This window comes from Bradyrhizobium sp. 215_C5_N1_1 (assembly GCF_052075935.1).
Lineage (GTDB): Bacteria > Pseudomonadota > Alphaproteobacteria > Rhizobiales > Xanthobacteraceae > Bradyrhizobium > Bradyrhizobium barranii.
Genome location: NZ_CP197228.1, coordinates 3,507,127 through 3,524,853 on the forward strand (window position 1 = coordinate 3,507,127; position 17,727 = coordinate 3,524,853).

20 protein-coding genes are annotated in these 17,727 nt (G+C 64.8%); 9 read left to right on the forward strand and 11 right to left on the reverse strand.

Annotated elements, in window-relative coordinates; all coding sequences use genetic code 11:
- Positions 1-19: 19 nt before the first annotated feature.
- On the reverse strand, positions 20-349 hold the full coding sequence (locus AB7G19_RS16660; RefSeq protein ID WP_354096238.1) for a hypothetical protein: 330 nt from the start codon (positions 347-349) through the stop codon (positions 20-22).
- Positions 350-593: 244 nt separating this feature from the next.
- On the opposite strand from AB7G19_RS16660, the gene AB7G19_RS16665 reads away from it, so the two are divergent.
- Positions 594-2,567, forward strand: a complete 1,974-nt coding sequence (locus AB7G19_RS16665; protein ID WP_354096239.1) for a DEAD/DEAH box helicase — start codon at positions 594-596, stop codon at positions 2,565-2,567.
- A gap of 77 nt (positions 2,568-2,644) precedes the next feature.
- Here the strand turns inward: AB7G19_RS16665 and AB7G19_RS16670 are convergent, their stop codons facing one another.
- Positions 2,645-2,941, reverse strand: coding sequence for a hypothetical protein (locus tag AB7G19_RS16670; RefSeq protein ID WP_135216652.1), 297 nt, complete (start codon positions 2,939-2,941; stop codon positions 2,645-2,647).
- Between the two features lie 117 nt (positions 2,942-3,058).
- Positions 3,059-3,565, reverse strand: coding sequence for a GNAT family N-acetyltransferase (locus AB7G19_RS16675; RefSeq protein WP_283018892.1), 507 nt, complete (start codon positions 3,563-3,565; stop codon positions 3,059-3,061).
- Positions 3,566-3,710: 145 nt separating this feature from the next.
- Here AB7G19_RS16675 and AB7G19_RS16680 point away from each other — a divergent pair, with 145 nt between their 5' ends.
- Together AB7G19_RS16680 and AB7G19_RS16685 are read left to right on the forward strand one after the other, a co-directional pair.
- Complete coding sequence (locus AB7G19_RS16680) at positions 3,711-4,097, forward strand: COG4315 family predicted lipoprotein (protein ID WP_166342408.1); 387 nt, start codon at positions 3,711-3,713, stop codon at positions 4,095-4,097.
- Positions 4,098-4,626: 529 nt separating this feature from the next.
- Positions 4,627-5,118 (forward strand): phasin, encoded by a 492-nt coding sequence (locus tag AB7G19_RS16685; RefSeq protein WP_224517346.1) that lies wholly within the window; start codon positions 4,627-4,629, stop codon positions 5,116-5,118.
- 292 nt (positions 5,119-5,410) lie between these two features.
- Here the strand turns inward: AB7G19_RS16685 and AB7G19_RS16690 are convergent, their stop codons facing one another.
- From AB7G19_RS16690 to AB7G19_RS16700, 3 genes are all read right to left on the reverse strand, one after another.
- The gene (locus AB7G19_RS16690; protein ID WP_283016914.1) at positions 5,411-6,205 is read right to left on the reverse strand and encodes a Crp/Fnr family transcriptional regulator; all 795 of its coding nucleotides are present in this window, start codon (positions 6,203-6,205) and stop codon (positions 5,411-5,413) included.
- A 143-nt stretch (positions 6,206-6,348) separates the two neighbouring features.
- Positions 6,349-6,777 (reverse strand): cupin domain-containing protein, encoded by a 429-nt coding sequence (locus AB7G19_RS16695; protein ID WP_028150261.1) that lies wholly within the window; start codon positions 6,775-6,777, stop codon positions 6,349-6,351.
- A 64-nt stretch (positions 6,778-6,841) separates the two neighbouring features.
- On the reverse strand, positions 6,842-7,396 hold the full coding sequence (locus tag AB7G19_RS16700; RefSeq protein WP_041958462.1) for a PAS domain-containing protein: 555 nt from the start codon (positions 7,394-7,396) through the stop codon (positions 6,842-6,844).
- A gap of 466 nt (positions 7,397-7,862) precedes the next feature.
- On the opposite strand from AB7G19_RS16700, the gene AB7G19_RS16705 reads away from it, so the two are divergent.
- Positions 7,863-8,669 carry a rhomboid family intramembrane serine protease gene (locus tag AB7G19_RS16705; protein ID WP_166342407.1) on the forward strand — a complete coding sequence of 269 codons (807 nt, stop codon included), beginning with the start codon at positions 7,863-7,865 and terminating at the stop codon, positions 8,667-8,669.
- Positions 8,670-8,859: 190 nt separating this feature from the next.
- Positions 8,860-9,288, forward strand: a complete 429-nt coding sequence (locus AB7G19_RS16710) for a CBS domain-containing protein (RefSeq protein WP_166342406.1) — start codon at positions 8,860-8,862, stop codon at positions 9,286-9,288.
- A gap of 19 nt (positions 9,289-9,307) precedes the next feature.
- Here AB7G19_RS16710 and AB7G19_RS16715 read toward each other — a convergent pair whose 3' ends face one another.
- The gene (locus tag AB7G19_RS16715; RefSeq protein WP_063982500.1) at positions 9,308-10,351 is read right to left on the reverse strand and encodes a patatin-like phospholipase family protein; all 1,044 of its coding nucleotides are present in this window, start codon (positions 10,349-10,351) and stop codon (positions 9,308-9,310) included.
- 245 nt (positions 10,352-10,596) lie between these two features.
- Here AB7G19_RS16715 and AB7G19_RS16720 point away from each other — a divergent pair, with 245 nt between their 5' ends.
- Entirely contained in the window at positions 10,597-11,670 is a 1,074-nt protein-coding gene (locus tag AB7G19_RS16720; protein WP_166342405.1) for a hypothetical protein, read from the forward strand.
- 275 nt (positions 11,671-11,945) lie between these two features.
- On the opposite strand, the gene AB7G19_RS16725 is transcribed toward AB7G19_RS16720, so the two are convergent.
- Positions 11,946-12,839 (reverse strand): LysR family transcriptional regulator, encoded by an 894-nt coding sequence (locus AB7G19_RS16725; RefSeq protein ID WP_166342404.1) that lies wholly within the window; start codon positions 12,837-12,839, stop codon positions 11,946-11,948.
- 103 nt (positions 12,840-12,942) lie between these two features.
- Between AB7G19_RS16725 and AB7G19_RS16730 the strand changes: the two genes are divergently transcribed.
- Both AB7G19_RS16730 and AB7G19_RS16735 read left to right on the forward strand, forming a co-directional pair.
- The gene (locus AB7G19_RS16730; RefSeq protein ID WP_231142216.1) at positions 12,943-13,926 is read left to right on the forward strand and encodes an aldo/keto reductase; all 984 of its coding nucleotides are present in this window, start codon (positions 12,943-12,945) and stop codon (positions 13,924-13,926) included.
- Between the two features lie 288 nt (positions 13,927-14,214).
- A complete protein-coding gene (locus tag AB7G19_RS16735; RefSeq protein WP_014494328.1) occupies positions 14,215-14,445 on the forward strand; it encodes a hypothetical protein in 231 nt (76 codons plus the stop codon).
- A 44-nt stretch (positions 14,446-14,489) separates the two neighbouring features.
- On the opposite strand, the gene AB7G19_RS16740 is transcribed toward AB7G19_RS16735, so the two are convergent.
- Positions 14,490-15,482 carry a zinc-dependent alcohol dehydrogenase family protein gene (locus AB7G19_RS16740; RefSeq protein WP_346283366.1) on the reverse strand — a complete coding sequence of 331 codons (993 nt, stop codon included), beginning with the start codon at positions 15,480-15,482 and terminating at the stop codon, positions 14,490-14,492.
- A gap of 103 nt (positions 15,483-15,585) precedes the next feature.
- On the opposite strand from AB7G19_RS16740, the gene AB7G19_RS16745 reads away from it, so the two are divergent.
- Positions 15,586-16,434 (forward strand): LysR family transcriptional regulator, encoded by an 849-nt coding sequence (locus AB7G19_RS16745; RefSeq protein WP_166353227.1) that lies wholly within the window; start codon positions 15,586-15,588, stop codon positions 16,432-16,434.
- A gap of 69 nt (positions 16,435-16,503) precedes the next feature.
- Here the strand turns inward: AB7G19_RS16745 and AB7G19_RS16750 are convergent, their stop codons facing one another.
- Positions 16,504-16,905, reverse strand: a complete 402-nt coding sequence (locus tag AB7G19_RS16750) for a nuclear transport factor 2 family protein (protein WP_038944930.1) — start codon at positions 16,903-16,905, stop codon at positions 16,504-16,506.
- Between the two features lie 21 nt (positions 16,906-16,926).
- The gene (mddA, locus tag AB7G19_RS16755; RefSeq protein ID WP_207794761.1) at positions 16,927-17,709 is read right to left on the reverse strand and encodes a methanethiol S-methyltransferase; all 783 of its coding nucleotides are present in this window, start codon (positions 17,707-17,709) and stop codon (positions 16,927-16,929) included.
- Positions 17,710-17,727 lie beyond the last annotated feature (18 nt).

Here is a 17,727-nt window from a genome sequence, read left to right on the forward strand (position 1 = left end):
CTCTGCCAGGTCACCGGACCTATCTAGCATCGGCTGATGGGACGTTCACCAACCAGCCATGGCTGATCTGATGTTCCTTCACCACCGTCGCGCCGACGACCTTGGTCCCCTCCAGCTCCCGCACGATCCGCTCGTCCGGCCCGACGATACCGAGATCGAACTCGCGGTCCGGCGTGATGAGGATCATGCGCTGGCCCATGATGGCCGGGCGTTCGGCATAGATCGCGCAGCCCTGGCCGGGTTTGCAGTGCCGGCACCAGCTTCCAGCCGGTTTGGCCAGCGCCTCGATGGCCATGACCTTGCAGCAAAGCGTGCAATCGCCGCAGGCGCGTTTGGCGGAAGGCGTCACGTGGTCGTCCCCCTCTAAGCCGGTTGGCTTCAGGTTAACGGAGGTGGCCGCGAACGTCCGCTGCAACCTTCAGGCGCGGTTCTTTCCGTCAAGCCATGCATCATAGGCATGGTGATTCAAGAGCACTTGGCGTAAAGAGCGCCCTGATCACATCCAGCGTGCGGCCGGGCCGTTTGCCGCGCACGCAACTCAGGTCCGCCGGTTCACCGTTCCGCGCCTGACATTAACCAAGGTTCTCCATCCCGTGTCTTTTCCGGCCCTGACCCCGCCGCTCGCCCACGCTTTGGCCGAGCGGAACTATGATTCACCCACCCCCGTCCAGCTCGCCGTGCTCGCGGACGAAGCCGCCGACCGCGACCTCCTGGTTTCGGCCCAGACCGGCTCCGGCAAGACCCTCGCGTATGGCCTCGCCATGGCCAAGGATCTGTTTGGCGATGCCGAGCGGTTCGAGCAGGCGGGTGCGCCGCTCGCCCTGATCGTGGCGCCGACCCGCGAGCTCGCCTTGCAGGTTCAGCGCGAACTGGCATGGCTGTATGGGCATGCCGGCGGGCGGGTCGTCTCCTGCGTCGGCGGCATGGATCCGCGGCGCGAGCAGCGCGAGCTTGCGGCGGGCGCTCACATCGTCGTCGGCACGCCCGGCCGGTTGTGCGACCATTTGCGTCGCGGCCGTCTCGACATCACGGAATTGAAAGTGGTCGTCCTCGATGAGGCCGACGAGATGCTCAATCTCGGCTTTCGCGAGGACATGGAATTCATCCTCAAGACCACGCCGGAGACACGCCGCACGTTGCTGTTCTCGGCGACGTTTCCGCGCGGTATCGTGGCGCTGGCCAAGCAATATCAGCAGCAGGCGTTTCGGATCGAGGTCGCCGGCGATGAAGGCGGTCACGCCGACATCGAGTACCGTGCCATCCGGGTCGCCCCCGGTGATGTCGAACATGCCGTCGTCAACGTGCTGCGCTTCTTCGAGGCCCCGAGCGCGCTGGTGTTTTGCAGCACGCGCGATCACGTCAGGCATTTGCAGGCGGCGCTGCTGGAGCGCGGCTTCTCCGTGGTCGCGCTGTCAGGCGAATTGACGCAGAACGAGCGGACCACGGCGCTGCAGTCGCTCCGGGACGGACGCGCTCGCGTCTGTGTGGCGACCGACGTCGCCGCCCGCGGCATCGACCTGCCGAGCCTCGATCTCGTCATCCATGCCGATCTGCCCAACGACGCCGAGGTGATGCAGCATCGCTCCGGCCGCACCGGGCGGGCGGGCCGCAAGGGGACGAGCATCCTGCTGGTGCCGCCTGTACGGCGGCGACGTGCGGAAATGCTGCTGAATGTCTCGGGGATCGACGCGGTCTGGGGAACGGCGCCTCAAGCTGAGGAAATCCGCAAGCTCGATCACGACCGCATGAAGGACGTGTTGTTCACCGAGGAGACGACCGCGGACGATCTGGTGCTGGCGCAGGCGCTACTGGCCGAGCGGTCGGCCGAGGATATCGCAGCCGCACTCGCGCGGCTCTATCGCGCACGGCTGCCGTCGCCCGAAGACATCATCGATCCCGGCGAGCGGGCCGGCCGGCCGCGCGACGATCGCGGGCGCGACAATGTCCGCGCACCGCGCGACGATGCCCGTACTTTGCGCGGCGATGATCGCCCCGAAAGAGCCCGACCCAAATCAGGAAAATCGTCGGCGAAACACGGCATGGCAGACGGCAGCGTCTGGTTCCGGGCCAACATCGGACGAAGAAAGAATGCGGAAGCACGCTGGCTCTTGCCGATGATCTGCCGCCGCGGCGGCATCGACAAGGGCGACATCGGCGCCATCAAGATCATGGACACGACGACCGAGTTCGAAATTTCCGAGCGGGTCGCGGAATCCTTCGCTGCCAAGATCAAGCGTCCGGACAAGGAAGACAATATCCGCCTCGAGCCGATGACCGATGCGCCGCAGCGGCAGGCGCCTTCGGAGGAGCGGTCAAAGCCGCCCCGGCGCGAGAGCGGCGACAGCGATCATCGTGAACGTCGCGACGATCGCCCGCGCGATGCAGCTGGGTTCAAGCCCCGCGACAAGGCTCACGGCGAGCGCAGGCCGAAATTCGACGATGCTCCTTCGTTCGGAAAGAAAAAGAAGCACAAGAACAAGCCTGGCCATGCCGAGCCGGCGGTCACGCCGTGGCCGTTGAAGGGCGCGCCTGGAAAAAAGAAGGCGAAGAAAAAGCATCGGGGCTGAACTGCGCCTGATTGTGCAGACAGCAATGATGCCGCCGGATTGCGCCGGCGACATCATCTGAAAAGTCAGCTGCGAACTCAGCGGCCACCGCCGCCGCCGCCGCCACCACCTCCGCCGCCGCCACCGCCGGCATCACGCATCGACGAGCTGTAGCGGGGGTCGGTCTGCTTCATGTAGATGGGCGAGGTGTCGTGAGTGAGGTTGACGCGGCTTCTGCCACCCGGGGTCGGCGTCTCGACTAGGATACCGCAGCCCTCGAAGAAGGCGGAATCGCAGCCGTAGGTCCGGACCTGCGCCGCGTTGGCACTGGTCGCGCTGAACGCGGCCGCCGCAGCGAATGCAATCAAAGCAACTTTCGACAATGTGAGTTTCATGGAAATTCTCCAGTCTCGGTTAGGCGAGACCAGAACGGCCCGCGCACACCTTCGACGGGGGGTGATCGAAGGCGGTTCGAGGGACGGCTTCACGCCCGCGTGAGCCGGGCGGGGACGTTATGTCGCAGCGAGGTCGCGAAGCATGTAGGTCGCGCCTTCGCCATAGGAGGCGAGCTTTGCACGCGCTTCCGCATCCGCCGCGACGGGCCGAAAGCCGAGATGCTCCCACAACGGCCGCGTGGCGTAGACCGAGACCAGCGCGAGCGTTGTGATGTGTGATGCGCGCGCGAGCTTCTCGATAGCGGCAATATAATCGCGCGCGACGCCACCGCGGAAATCGGGCAGCACGGCGACGTCGTGCACGTAGAGACAATCCGCATCATCTGGCAGTTGTTGAAGGAAGCCGTTGAGCGGCGGAATGCGGTGCTGCTTCCACGGATGCGCGAGCCCGTAGCCGGCGATCTCTTCGTCGGCGATGAGCAGTCGGCAGCCATCGGGATAGAGCCGCATCTTCTCCGCGAACACGTCGGGACTCTCAGGGAGATCGGGATGGATCCGCGCTGCGATCGCGCTGATCGCGACCAGGTCGGAGGCGCGCGCGGGACGCCAATGCGGCTTGCTCATGTCGGTCCGTTGGTCGGTCTCACCCATTCAGTTTATTCCGTCGCGACGATGCGCGCAGCGAAAATATCTTTGCCGGCGTCCCAGGAATACGAAGCGTTGCGCGGCGTCCTACCCCATGCAAGCCAATTGCATGACAGGAGAACCCATGACGTCCTCGATCCGCCTCGCGCTCACGCTCGCCGTATCGCTCGCCATCATCCCCGCCGCCTTCGCCGCGCCGCCGACCAAGACCGGCAAGACCGACAAGGGCAACGTGCTCACCGACGCCAAGGGCATGACGCTCTACACCTTCGACAAGGATGCGGACGGCAAGTCTGCCTGCAACGGACCGTGTGCGACAAACTGGCCGGTGCTGAAGGCCGAGGCGAGCGATGCCGCGGCCGACGGCTACACCGTCATTGCGCGCGACGACGGATCCAGGCAGTGGGCTTACAAGGGCAAGCCGCTCTACACCTTCGCCAAGGACCAGAAGCCCGGCGACATCACCGGCGACGGCTTTCTGAACGGCGCCTGGCATCTGGCGATGCCGTGAGCGGACAATCCGCCGCGGCAATGCGAGGTGGTGTCTGACATTGACGGGATGCCACCGGTCTCGTGCCTCGGACGCAGCGCAACGCCGCATTGGCGATGCGACGTATCGTTCAATGCGGTGCGCTGCGGTGCGGCTCCATCAACTCGCAATCAATCAATGACAGGGCGCCATCTGGAAACGGCCGAATCCTCGCCGCGCCCCAGCGGAAGGCCACCGGCGCCGGCGCCTCCGAACCGCTCGCCGGACTGATCTCAAGTTGGCGGGAGTAATCGCGACAACTTCGAAGAAGAGAGAATGCCGCCCGTGGCGCGCCGTCGCTTGAATCGAATTTATTCAAGTCGAGAGTCCGAAAGCGAACCGAAGGCCCGATTTTGGTTGGTCATAGTTGGTTCCGGCAGGGGGCGCGAGCGGCATATCGGCAGCAGCATCCCTCCATTTGAGAGTAGGGGCACTGGTTTCCCGGTGCGGTCCGCACCTGGGAGCTTCTGGGAGTCTTCAATCCATTATCTGGTTTCGCGTGAGGGGATGAATGACCATGAATGATGCCAATCTGAAAGCCGAGACGAACGCCACTGCACTGAATGGGACGGCGAATGGCGGTGCAATGCCCAGGTTCGACATGCCATTTTTCAACTTCCAGGCGATCTTCGGCGATCTCGCCGAGCAGGGCGCCGCCCGGGCCAAGGCAAATTTAGAGCGGATGAGGGCGGCTTCCGAGGAGATCACCGAAGCGCTCCGCGAAGCCTGTTCGACCAATGCCACGCGTGCCGCCGATTACGGCACCAAGGTCATCGAAATATCAAACATCAATACCAGCTCGGCGCTGGAGTTCATGTCCCAGCTTGCGGATGTGAGGTCGTTTGCGGATGTCGTGAACCTCTCCACCAGCCACAGCCGCAAGACCTTTGAAGCGGCTTCTCGCCAAAACCGGGAGCTTTGGGACCTCGCCCAGAAGGTCGCAACCGAGACGGCCGAGCCGATCAAGAAGAGTTTCAACCTGGTTCTGCATAGGGCTGCTTGAATCGAGGCTACTGGCCGCGTGGATCGGCTGGACGAGCGTCTTCGCCAGAAGGGGCGCGGTCCAGCCGAGGCGGTGAAGCCTTGCCGTGAGAAGCCTTGCCGTGAGGTGATGCCAAGCTGGAGGAAGTCAGGATGGGTATGGTGATGATCAAATGCCCGGAAACGGGCCACGCCATTCCGACGGGCATCGAGATGGATCGCGAAAGATTTCGGTGCAGTACGGTGTTCTTCTCGCGCACATATTGCGGGATGTGCGCGGCGACGCATGAGTGGTTCGCCAGAGAGGCCTGGGTCTATGAATCGGTCTTGGCGAACGGGAAGTCCGGGGGCGGGCAGCCATTCCGCGCGGGCGCGGTGTGAAGCCGCCTGACGGCATCCTGCGAAACGATCCGATCGATCCTGCGGCTCATCACCTTGTAGCACTCGCAGGCGACGACCTCGAGCCGGGGCCGATCGATCTCGAGTTGGCCGCGCCGACTGGATTTCAGGGCCCTTGAGGTTCGAAGTGCGCTCACGACGTGCGTGACGGTGGTCCGCCGGACGCCGAGCAATTCCGACAACGTCTCTTGCGTCAGGTGCAGGACGTCACCACTGCCCTCCGTCCGATCGTGAATGTGAAGCAGCCAGCGGGCGAGGCGGGCCTCGACGGAGTGCAGGGCATTGCAGGCCGCGACGTGCAGGAATTGCGTCATCATCGCCCTGGTCACAATCTGAACCGCGCTTGCGAGGGCGGGACTGCGTTCGAGCGTCGCTTGAAATCGCGCGGGCGAGATCTGCAGTGCGGTCCCGGCCACGCGGACAACCGCCGTCAGGGGGGATCGGACGGGGCCGAGCGCCGTCATGAGGCCGACGACGCCGTCGTTGCCGATCACGGCGGTTGCGGCCGTTTGTCCGTTCGGCAACTCCATGATGAGGGCGATCGCGCCGCTGCACGGGAAGCAAAGGTGCTCGACCCGGTCCCCCGATCGAACCAGGACTGCATCGTGCTGGAGCGGTACTTTCCGGAGATACGGTGCAAGCAAAGCGAAGTCGGCCGGCGGTAATGCAGCTAACAGGCGATTACCAACTCTGGTCGCGTGCTCCATCACGGGGAATCGTCCCTCGACGGAGGCCCGGCGGCGAGCAAACGCATCGTCTCCGGCCGAGCCGCGTTGCCGTGCAGGCATATGCCCGGCAAACAGCTAAACGTCCTGCAGCAGGTAAGGTTCCAATGATGGATCGCGAGCCTGGCTCACGCTGCCGGCGCGGGCACCAGTCCGTAGCGCAGCATCGTCTCTTTCATCTTTGCGGGATCGGGTGGCGCGCCGGCCGACAGGAGTGCGGCCATCTCCGTGAAATATTGCGGGCCCAGCACCCCGGGGCTCAGGATGCACAGGCATGTTGCCGGTCCCGTCGAACGGTTGGTGAAGCCGTGCACGATGCCGCGCTTGATGAAGACCGATTCTCCGGGGCCGAGATCGTTCTGCTTGCCGTCGATCGTCCAGGTCGATACGCCGGACAGCCCGTAGATGGTTTCGTCCCAGCGGTCGTGATAATGCGGGATCGGCATCCGCGCATTCGGCTGGAGCGTCATTTCGAAGATGTCGACGCTGCCGCCGGTGTCGTCCTTGCTGTGCAGGAAGCGGAGCTGAAGCGTACCGAAACTGATGATGTCGGACATGGCTGTGTCATTCCGGTGAGAGGCTGCATCGAGGTCGCGGCGTTCGCCCTCGTCGAAACGAAAGCTACCTCAGCCCCTCATACACCATCAGCCCGCGTGCGATCTGCAATTTGCGGATTGCGCGCGGCAGCAGCTTCTCCGGCTGATGCAGATAGCGCCAGGAGGTGAGGGCGAATGCGGACAACGCGCCGCATTCGTCGTTGAACGGTGCGAGCACGCCGGTGACACTCACCGGCGTATGCGGGCGGGCGTTGAAGGGCAGCAGCAGCAGCTCGAGATGCGCCTTGCTGCCATCCTCGCGCGCGGCGGTGACGCCGGCGATCGCACCTAACGTCTCGTCGGCGACGATCGTGGTGATCTCCTCGATCTCGCTGCGGCTGGCCTCGGTGAACAGCGCCGCAAAGCTCTGGTCCTTGAGGTCGAGCCCCGCGAGCGCGCAGACGCGCGTGCCAGCGACGCGGAACGGGAAGCCGAGGTTTTGTTCGCAGGACAGCACGAAGATATCGCCGAGCAGGCCGCGGACAGCGGCTGGATCGATATCGGCCCGATCAGGGGCCCGCGCAGTGCCGCGCTTCTTGTCCCAATACGCGAAGAACGCGCGGCTCGACGGATGTTTCATGACTGAACGCTTACCCCGGGGCGCTAGCTCGCGGGACAAACCTGTCCCGCTTCAGTGCACCCGCGATCCCTTCTGTTGTTGTGCAGGAGGGGATTTGCAGCGTCCATGCCGTGGAGGCGTTTTCGGGCCCCCGGAGGCGGTCTTTGCGTCGTTAACGTTAAATTAACTATCCGCTTTCCGTCCGGCGCGCCGCTGCTATGGTGATCGCGGTCGCAAGCCTCGCCGCTTTCATCCAGGTTCTCGGCGGGGCCTGTACACGGGCGTCAAACAGTTTGGTCGCGGGCCGCGGGGAGGGGTGGGGATACTCCTTATTCCTCTGGGTACCGGAAGACCGACACGGACAGGCAGGGCTTTCCCAGGGCCCTGCCTTTTCCTTTTGTGCACTTGCGCAAGGCCGGCAAAGGCGACTATCTCCAAGGCTGTCGTTAAGCCTGTCGCTCCGATCGCGCCTGAAAGCGAAGCTGCCTTGGATTCCCCGCAAGATTTTCCGCCGGAGATACCGGCCGTTGTCGAGGAAGCTCCGCGCGAGCCGATCCTGACGCTGCCGGTCGCGCTGACCGCCTATATCCTCCTTTTGGCGGTGATCCATCTGCGGGTGCTGCTGCCGCCGGAGCTCGAGAACTGGACCATCGACGTCTTCGGCTTCATCCCGAAACGTTACGATTCCTCGCTGCTCAACCTGCAGATCCCCGGCGGGGCCGGCGCCAAGGTCTGGACCTTCGTCACCTATTCGCTGCTGCACGCCAATCTGACCCATCTCGGCTTCAACGTGCTGTGGCTGCTGCCGTTCGGCAGCGCGCTGGCGCGGCGCTTCGGCGCGATCAGGTTCTTCCTGTTTCTCGCGGTGACGGCAGCGGCCGGCGCGCTCGCCCATCTCGTCACCCATGAGCACGCGGTGGCGCCGATGATCGGCGCCTCGGCCTCGGTGTCCGGCGCGATGGCGGCGGCGATCCGCTTTGCCTTTGTCCGCGGCAGCTTCCTGTCGTTCAGCCGATCAGACGCCGATACCGCCGCAAGGGTTCCGGCACTGCCACTGTCGCGCGCACTGCGCGACGGGCGGGTGGTCGGCTTCCTCGCCGTTTGGTTCGGCGTCAACATCATCTTCGGCGTCGGCGCGATCGGCGTCGATTCCGAAACCACGAGCGTCGCCTGGCAGGCGCATATCGGCGGCTTCTTCGCGGGCCTTCTGCTGTTCGCGCTGTTCGATCCCGTGCCGCGCGTGCGAAACGATGCTGCGGATGCGTCATCACAGGACATTTCAAACCGCATTTGAAGCGGCGCTTGCGGCGCCGCCCGAATTCATCCATCATTCCCGAGAAGAATGTTCCGAAGCGACAAGCCGCTAGCGGCGATGCTTCGCGAAGCGCCTCAGCGTGCAACCGGCGCCTAAACTGTTAGTTGAAGACTCGACGAACAAGTCCGGTCCGCGAAATGCGGACGGATCCGATTCAGGGAGGCCGACAATGACGGTACGTTCCATTCTCAACACCAAGGGCCACCAGATCATGAGCGTCGAGCCCGACGCCAAGCTGGCTGCCGCGGTCAAATTGCTCGGCGAGAAGAAGATCGGCGCGGTGCTGGTGATGAACCAGAGCCGGCTCGAAGGCATCCTGTCCGAGCGCGACATCGTGCGCGTGATCGGCGAGCGCGGCGCCGTCGCGCTGGAGGAGCCGGTCTCTCAGGTCATGACCCGCAAGGTGGTGACCTGCAAGGAGACCGACACGGTCGCCGAACTCATGGAGACGATGACCACCGGCAAGTTCCGGCATCTGCCCGTCGTCGACGGCGGCAAGGTGGTCGGCCTGATCTCGATCGGCGACATCGTCAAGCGCCGCGTCCAGGAATACGAGGCCGAGCAGGAAGCCCTGCGCGACTACATCAAGACGGCCTGAGCGGCCTTACTCGTCGGCCTCACTCGTCTGCCTTGGGCTCGCCCGCCTTGGGCGCGCTGCCCGCGGGCGCCGGCGCGAGCACCTCGATCGCCTCCTGGATCGACTCCAGCGCGCGCTCGGCGGCGCGCGTGCCGTGCGCGATCAGATCCTCGCCGCGGTGGAAGTCGAACCAGCCGAAATGACCGACCCGCGGCGTGATCAGGAGATCGGGCGGATCGCCGGCGAGGCGCGCGCGGGTAATGCGGTCCTGCATGATGTTGAAGGCGTCGACCATCACCGAGGAGATGCCGGGCCGTCCGGCGCCGCCGAAGAACTCGCGCTTCATGGTCTTCTCGGGCGAGAACAATCGCGGGAAGCGCCGCTTCGCCGTGGTCGCCTCCGCCGCCGGCGGGACCGTCTCGGGCACCGCGCCGTGCGAATAGATCGTCGTGGAATGGGTGAAGATGTCGCTGGAAAGATTTGCGGCAATGACGATTTCGGCGCCGAGCGCGCGGGCGGCCGAGACCGGCACCGGATTCACCAGCGCGCCGTCGACCAGCCAGCGGTCACCGATCAGGACGGGCGAGAAGATGCCGGGCAGGGCGTAGGAGGCGCGCATGGCGTCGACCACGCGCCCGCGCGTCAGCCAGATCTCGTGGCCGGTACGGACCTCGGTTGCGACGGCGGCGAACTTGATCGGAAGATCCTCGATCAGGGTCTGGCCGACCGCATCCTCGAGCCGGGTCGCCAGCTTCTCACCGCCGATCAGGCCGGAGCCGCTCAGTCGGATGTCGAGATAACCGAGGATGTTGCGCATCCCCTGCAGGCTGCGTCCCCACTCCTGCAGCGTATCGAGCCGGCCGGCTGCATAGAGGCCGCCGACCACGGCGCCGATCGAGGTGCCGACCACGACGTCAGGCACGATGCCATTGGCGGCCAGGGTTCTGAGGATGCCGATATGGGCAAAGCCGCGCGCCGCGCCACCGCCGAGCGCCAAGCCAATGACCGGCCGTCGCACGCTGCCAAGACCGACCTTCTCTCCATTGGAGCCGTTCGCGCCCCGACCCTTCAAGATATCAAGCACCGAAACCCTCCTACCCCGGGCCAGCCCTCACAGCAGAGTAGGCGCCGTACTTCCGCTCCGCCAGAACGAGGGCAAAGCATGGTTTATACCGTTCGGGGAAGCAGGGGGCAGGAGTGTGGCGAGGAGAGGCTGCCTCCCGTTTAATCACGCAGGCGTCAACCGGGTTCCAAAGAACCGTATCGGGCGGTATTCCTTGGGGATTCGGAGGCTTGAATTTGCCGCGTTTTCGGTGAAAAGCAGGTGGCATGACTCTCGGGGGTGACGGCATCATCGGATGGCGGCGCAGCACATCGCTGCTGCCGACGCTTTTTCTTGCTGCCTGCCTCTCTATCCTTGGCCAAAATGCTGCGCTGGCGCAGCTTTTCTCCGATCGTCCGCCCCCGGTGCCGCCCGCCTCGGTGCCCGACCCCGGCGGCGCAGTCAGCCTCGCGCCCCCCACCGGCCCGGGCGCTGCCCCGCCGAGCCTGCCGCCGACCCTGCTGCAGCCGAACACGCCCAGCATGCCGCCGCCCGCGGTCAGCACCGTGCCGGCGGCCCCGCCGCTCAACGCGGCCGTGCCCGGCCAGGGCGTTCTGTCGCTGACCGCGAAATACGGCAAGGACACACCCGCGATCACCAGCGGCCTGGTCTGGCGCGTGTTTGCCGACCGTCCTGACGAGAACGGCACCTTCAAGCTGATCCGCGAGGATCGGAACGCCACGCCGAACATCGTGCTGCCGCCGGGGAATTACGTCGTGCACGTCGCCTTCGGCCTCGTCAGTGCGGTGCGCACCGTCAGCCTGAAGGCCGAGACCGACCGCGAATCCTTCGTGCTGCCGGCCGGCGGCCTGCGCATCGAGGGGCGCGTCGGCACCAGCCGCATTCCGCAGAACCAGATCTCGTTCGCGATCTACAAGGGCAGCCAGTTCGAGTCCGGCGAGCGCGCCTCGCTGGTCCCGAACGTCGCCGCCGGCGACGTCGTGCTGATCCCGGAGGGCACCTACTACATCATCTCCAATTATGGCGACGCCAATTCGGTGGTGCGCTCGGACATCCGCGTCCAGGCCGGGAAGCTCACCGATGTCACCATCACCCACCGCGCCGCCGTGATCACGCTGAAGCTCGTCAGCGACAGGGGCGGCGAGGCGCTCGCCAACACCGCCTGGTCGGTGCTGACCCCCGGCGGCGACGTCATCAAGGAATCGATCGGCGCCTTCCCGCGCGTCGTGCTCTCCGAAGGCGAATACCGCGCCATCGCCAAGAACGAGGGCAAGGTCTACGAGCGCGGCTTCAACGTCGTCAACGGCGTCGACGGCGAAGTGGAAGTCGTCGCGCGCTAGTCTCGTGTCCCGGACGCGGTGCGGCATGCAATGCCGCTCCGTAGAGCCGGGACCCAGGAAGCCACAAGCACATATCTCGATAGATGGGCCCCGGCTCAGCGGCGCACCGCTGAAGGAGCGCTGCGCCGCGTCCGGGGCACGAGAGCGCCGTTTCGACGCGCAGCTGTTTCCCCACCGTCATTGCGAGCGCAGCGAAGCAATCCAGAGTACCTCCGCGGAAAGATTCTGGATTGCTTCGCTGCGCTCGCAATGACGAGGAGGAGGGCCGCGCCCCGTCACTTCCGATAGCGCAGCGCCTCCACCAGCACGGCGAACGCCGGCGTCGGCTGCCGACGGCTCGGATAATACAGGTGATAGCCCGCAAACGGTGCGCACCAGTCGGCGAGCACGCGGATCAGCCGGCCGTCGGCGATCTCGCGCTTCACGAGATCGTCGGGGATATAGGCAAGACCAAGCCCCGCCAGCACGGCATTCATCCTGAGCAGGCCGGTGTTGAGCACGAGCTGGCCGTCGACCCGCACCTTCATCGCGCGGCCGCGCTTCTCGAACTCCCAGGCATAGATCCCGCCATAGGTCGGCAGGCGGAGGTTGATGCAATTATGCTCGGTGAGATCCTGCGGCAGCTTCGGCTTGCCCCGCGCGGCGAAATAGGCGGGCGCGCCGACCACGGCCATGCGCATCTCCGGCCCGATCCGCACCGCGATCATGTCCCTGGCGACCTGCTCGCCGAGGCGCACGCCGGCGTCGTAGCGCTCGGCGACGATATCGGTCAGGCCATAGTCGACGACGAGCTCGACCTTGATATCGGGGTAGCGCGGCAGCAGCTTTGCGACCGCCGGCCACAGCACCGTCTGTGCGGCGTGCTCGCCGGTGGTGATGCGGATGGTGCCCGCCGGCGTCTCGCGGAGCGCGGTCAGCGCCGACAGCTCTGCGTCGATCTCCGCAAAGCGCGGCCCGACATTGCGGAGCAGACGTTCGCCCGCTTCCGTTGGCGCGACGCTGCGGGTGGTGCGGGTGAGCAGCCGCAGGCCGAGCCGTTCCTCCAGGCCGCGCACAGTGTGGCTGAGCGCCGACTGTGACACACCGAGCTGGGCTGCCGCGCGGGTAAAGCTGCGCTCGCGCGCGACCGCAAGGAAGGCCAGGAGGTCATTGACGTTGGTGCGGGTCATTCATGAATCCATCTCATCAGTACATACCGATTTTATCATCTAATCGCAGGCCGGTGCGTGGCCTAAATTCGCTGCCGAACATGAACCTCAGGGAGAGCTGACGATGCAGATGCGAACATTGGGCAAGAGCGGCCTCGAGGTCTCGGCCCTCGGCCTCGGCTGCATGGGCCTGAGCTACGGTTATGGCCCGGCGACCGAGACGTCGCAGGCGATCGCACTGATCAGGACCGCCGTCGCGCGCGGTGTGACCTTCTTCGACACCGCCGAGGCCTATGGGCCCTTTGCCAACGAGGAGCTGCTCGGCGAGGCGCTTCAGCCATTCCGCGACAAGGTCGTGATCGCCACCAAGTTCGGCTTCAAGGGCGGCAAGGTCGAGGCCGGGCTCGACAGCCGGCCCGCCAACGTCAAGGCGGTGGCGGAGGCTGCGCTGAAGCGGCTCAAGACCGATCGCATCGATCTGTTCTACCAGCACCGCGTCGATCCCGACGTGCCGGTCGAGGAGACCGCGGGCGCGGTCAAGGACCTGATCCAGGCCGGCAAGGTGCTGCATTTTGGCCTGTCGGAAGCGGGCGCGCAGACCATTCGCCGCGCCCATGCGGTGCAGCCCGTGACCGCATTGCAAAGCGAGTATTCGCTGTGGTGGCGCGAGCCGGAGCAGGAGATCCTGCCGACGCTGGAAGAGCTCGGCATCGGCTTCGTTCCGTTCAGCCCGCTCGGCAAGGGCTTTCTGACCGGCGCGATCACCGAGAGCACGACGTTCGATGCGAGCGACTTCCGCAACATCGTGCCGCGCTTCTCATCCAGCGCACGCAAATCCAATCAGACCCTCGTCGATCTGCTCGGCGAGATCGCCGCAATGAAGAAAGCGACTCCGGCGCAGATCGCGTTGGCCTGGCTGCTCGCGCAGAAGCCGTGGATCGTGCCGATCCCCGGCACCACCAAGCTGCACCGGCTCGAGGAAAATCTTGGCGCGGCTGCGGTGACGCTGTCGGACGCGGACCTCACTGCAATTGCAGGGGTGCTGTCCAAGGTAGCCGTGCAGGGCGACCGCTATCCTGCGCATCTCCAGGCGCGAGTCGGCCGCTGAGCTGCGGCGTGAATGCCCGGTGAGCGTTCGCTTACCGGGCATACGCGTCTTGTGTTCCGACTTGAATACCTTTGCCAGCGCTACCAAGCAGCGTTGCAAGCAGCGTTGCAAGCAGCGTTGAAGGAATCGATTAACACCGCCAGCACAGGCTTATTCCGCAAGCGTCGCGACTTCGTCATAGCCGGTGGAAGATACGGATTTCCGATAATCAATTTTATTCTCTTTCCGTCCTGCTGCGCTATATGTCGGGCATCCGTCTAACGGGGGAGGCCGGAGCAGGCGCATCCCTTGCGAGACAGGCAGAAGCAGGGGACCAAGCCCGTCGGCATGTTTGAAGTGATCATCACCAGGCGTAAGCGGTTTGGCTGGCGATGGCAGGTGTGCCAGTCCGGCAAGATATTTGCCGATGGCTTCGAGCGCACCCGGCCGTCCGCCAAATATCATGGCGAGCGCGCACTGTTCTTCCTGTTGTCGCAGGCTTACTTGCGCAACCGCTCCGCGGCGGCCAGCGAGGACTAGCGGCGGGTGCAGCAGACAGCTCCATCCGGGCTACGAGCCTCACCTCAGATGTCGACGACCAGCTTGCCCTTGGCGGCGTGATCCCGGATCAGAGCGTAGGCATCGCCAACACTCTCCAGCGTGAAGCGCCTTGCATCGACCAGCGGCGCGAGCTTGCCGGCTTCAACCAGGCGCGTTGCCTCCGCCATGATCTCACCGTGATGCGCGCGGCCTTCGCCGGATAGCAGCGGCAGCAGCGTGAACACACCGGAATAGCTGGCGGCGCGGAACGACAGCGGCGCAAGCGCGTGTGTGCCCCAGCCCAGCGCGCTCACCACATGGCCAAAACGGCGCACGGCTTCGAAGGATGCATCGAGCACCTTGCCGCCGACGGTGTCGTAGACGATGTCGAAGCCGCGGCCGCCGGTATGCTCTGCAACGTAAGCTTCGATCGCAGTGTCGCGTTCGATGAATGTCGCGCCAAAGCCTTCGATGGTGGCGCGCTGCGCTGCCGAGCCGGTCGCGAACACGTCTGCTCCGATGGCGCGCGCGATCTGGATCGCGACATGGCCGACGCCGCCGGCACCGCCATGAATCAACACCTTCTGGCCGGCCTTCAGCGCCGCGCGATCGATCAGGCCTTCCCAGGCCGTGATGAAGATCAGCGGCAGGGCGGCCGCTTCGCGCATGCTGAGATTGGCGGGCTTGGGCGCCAGCAGGTCGGCATCGACCGCGGCGAACTCGGCGAGCGATCCCGGCACGCCGCCGACGCCGCCGGTCATGCCATAGACCTCGTCGCCCGGCTTGAACCGCGTCACGTCGCGCCCGGTCTGCTCGACCACGCCGGCGAGATCGATTCCGAGAATGGCGGGCAGCGGATGACGCGCATGCGCCGCCGCACCGGCATGGATCTTTGTGTCGAGCGGATTGACCCCGCTCGCACGTACCCGCACCAGCACCTCGCGCGGGCCGACTTCGGGCGTGGAGACGGTTGAGAGGCGCAGCGGCGCGTTGTGGGTCTCCAGGATCGCAGCCCGCATCGTCGATTGTCTCGTCATGATCGTCTTGCTCCGTTGTCGGCCTCCAATATGCTCATGAAATTTTGCATGAGAAGGAACAAGAATGTACGATGATCGTGCATTTCTGTATGGGGTCATTTCGATGGACTGGAGCGATCTGCGCATCTTCCTGGCGATTGCGCGCGAAGGCACACTCGGAGCTGCCGCGCGCAAGATCGGCCAGACCCAGCCGACGATGGGGCGGCGGCTTCGCGCGCTCGAAACCGCGCTGGGACAAACGCTGTTCCAGCGCACCGCCGATGGTTTTGTGCTGACCGACGAGGGCGCCGCCGTGCTGCGCCACGCCGAGCGGATCGAGGAGGAGGCGCTCGCGCTTCAGCGCCACGCCTCGGGTGCGGAGACGCAGCTCGACGGCATGCTGCGGCTGTCGTCGTCGGACTGGTTCGGCACGGTGATGCTGTCGCCGGTGATCGCCGCCTTCGGCAAGCGCCATCCCAAGGTGATCGTCGAGCTCCTGACCGATGCGCGCCTCTATAGCCTGCCGCGGCGCGAGGCCGATCTCGTCTTCCGCATCAAGCCGTTCAGCGAGCCCGAGGTAATATCGAGAAAGCTGCTCCACATTCCCTACGCGCTGTATGGCAGGAAGGGCAGCAAGCCGCCGCGCGCCGGCGACGGAAGCGGCGCCCGTGTCGTCACCATGAATGCCGAATTCGCCGACATGCCAGATGCGATCTGGTTGAAGCGCACGCTGCCGAATGCGGAGATCGCCTCGCGCAGCAACAACCGCCAGGCGCAGGCGGAGCTGTGTGCCGGCGGCGGCGGGTTCGCCGTGCTGCCACGCCCCCTCGGCGACCGCGATCGCCGTCTCGTCGCGCTCGACATCGGCGCAACGCCGCCCGGCCGCGACACGTTTGTCGGCTATCACCGCGATCTCAGGCGTCTGGCGCGCCTGCGCGCGCTGCTCGATCTCGTGATCGAACGGTTGGCATGACGGCCTGCAGGGTGGATTAGCCTTTCGGCCGTGCGAAGCTCAGTCGACAGGCGTAACTCACCCTACGGACTAGATTCGCTCGAAACAATCGTAGTTGCGAATCCTGAAGATCAGCCCGTCACGGAATTCGAAGAACTGCGCAAAACGGGCGCGCATAGTGTCGCCGGGAGCAAGCTTGCCGACGCCGACCGCCAGTGTTGCAGTCCAGATCGTCTCCATCACCACGCAATTGCCTGACGCAAGGGCGTTGACGATTTCGAACGATTGCGAGGCAAGGATGTAACGGGATCTGTCGTAAGACGCTCGCAAGTTGATGAAATCGCGCACTGCGCCCTGCGGCAGGAGAAGGTTTGGAAATTCCTCCTGCACGATATCATCGGCATAAAAGGCCTCGACGGTCTGGCGGGGCTTCGCCGCGGCGACTGCCGCGACGAAGGCTTTTGCACGATCGATCAAATCCTGTCCGGTCACGATGGTGCCTTTCCAATCTGTTCAGAAAAGGCCCGGCAACAGCATCGCGACGCGCTCCCGATACTTTCGGTACTCGTCGCCGAAGAGCGCCACCAGATCGCGCTCCTCGAGCCAGATGCCGACGAAGATATAGGTCGTTGTCACTGATGCGAATATCAGGTGTCCGAGCGTCATCACCGGTGTCGACCAGAAGGCGATGATGAACCCCAGATAGATCGGGTGGCGGATGAGGCGATACAGGCCCGGCGACTTGAACTTGACGGGCGCGGTGAGCCGGCCGGCGAAATGGCTGATAACCTGTGTCAAGCCGAACAGTTCGAAATGGCTGATGAGGAATGTGCTGTAGAGCACAATCAGCCAGCCCAGGAACTCGCCCGCAATCACGAGCCCGGCCAAGGCGGGAGACTCGATGTTCCAGATGACCGTCGGAATCGGTTGCCATTGCCAGAACAGCAGCAAGAGCGTCAGGCTTGCCAGCAGCACGTAGCTGGAGCGCTCGATGACCGGCGAAGCGAAGCGCGCGAACAGCCGCTTGAACCCCTGCCGCGCCATGCCGCTATGCTGAACCGCGAAGGTCGATAGCAACAGCAGATTGATGGCGAGCGCGTTGGTTAGCGAGGTCGGCGCGCCGGTGTCGATGGTCTTGGGCACGATATATTGCGTGACGAAGCCGATGGCATAGAGGAACGTGCCCAGAAAGATCAAATAGGCACTGGTCCCGTAGACGAGGGCCGCGGACTTCATCGCCAGCGCGAAGGGGCGAGTGGGTGCTGTACCTGGCCCGTTTTGAATCGTGATAGACATCATCTTCTCCTGGTCTTT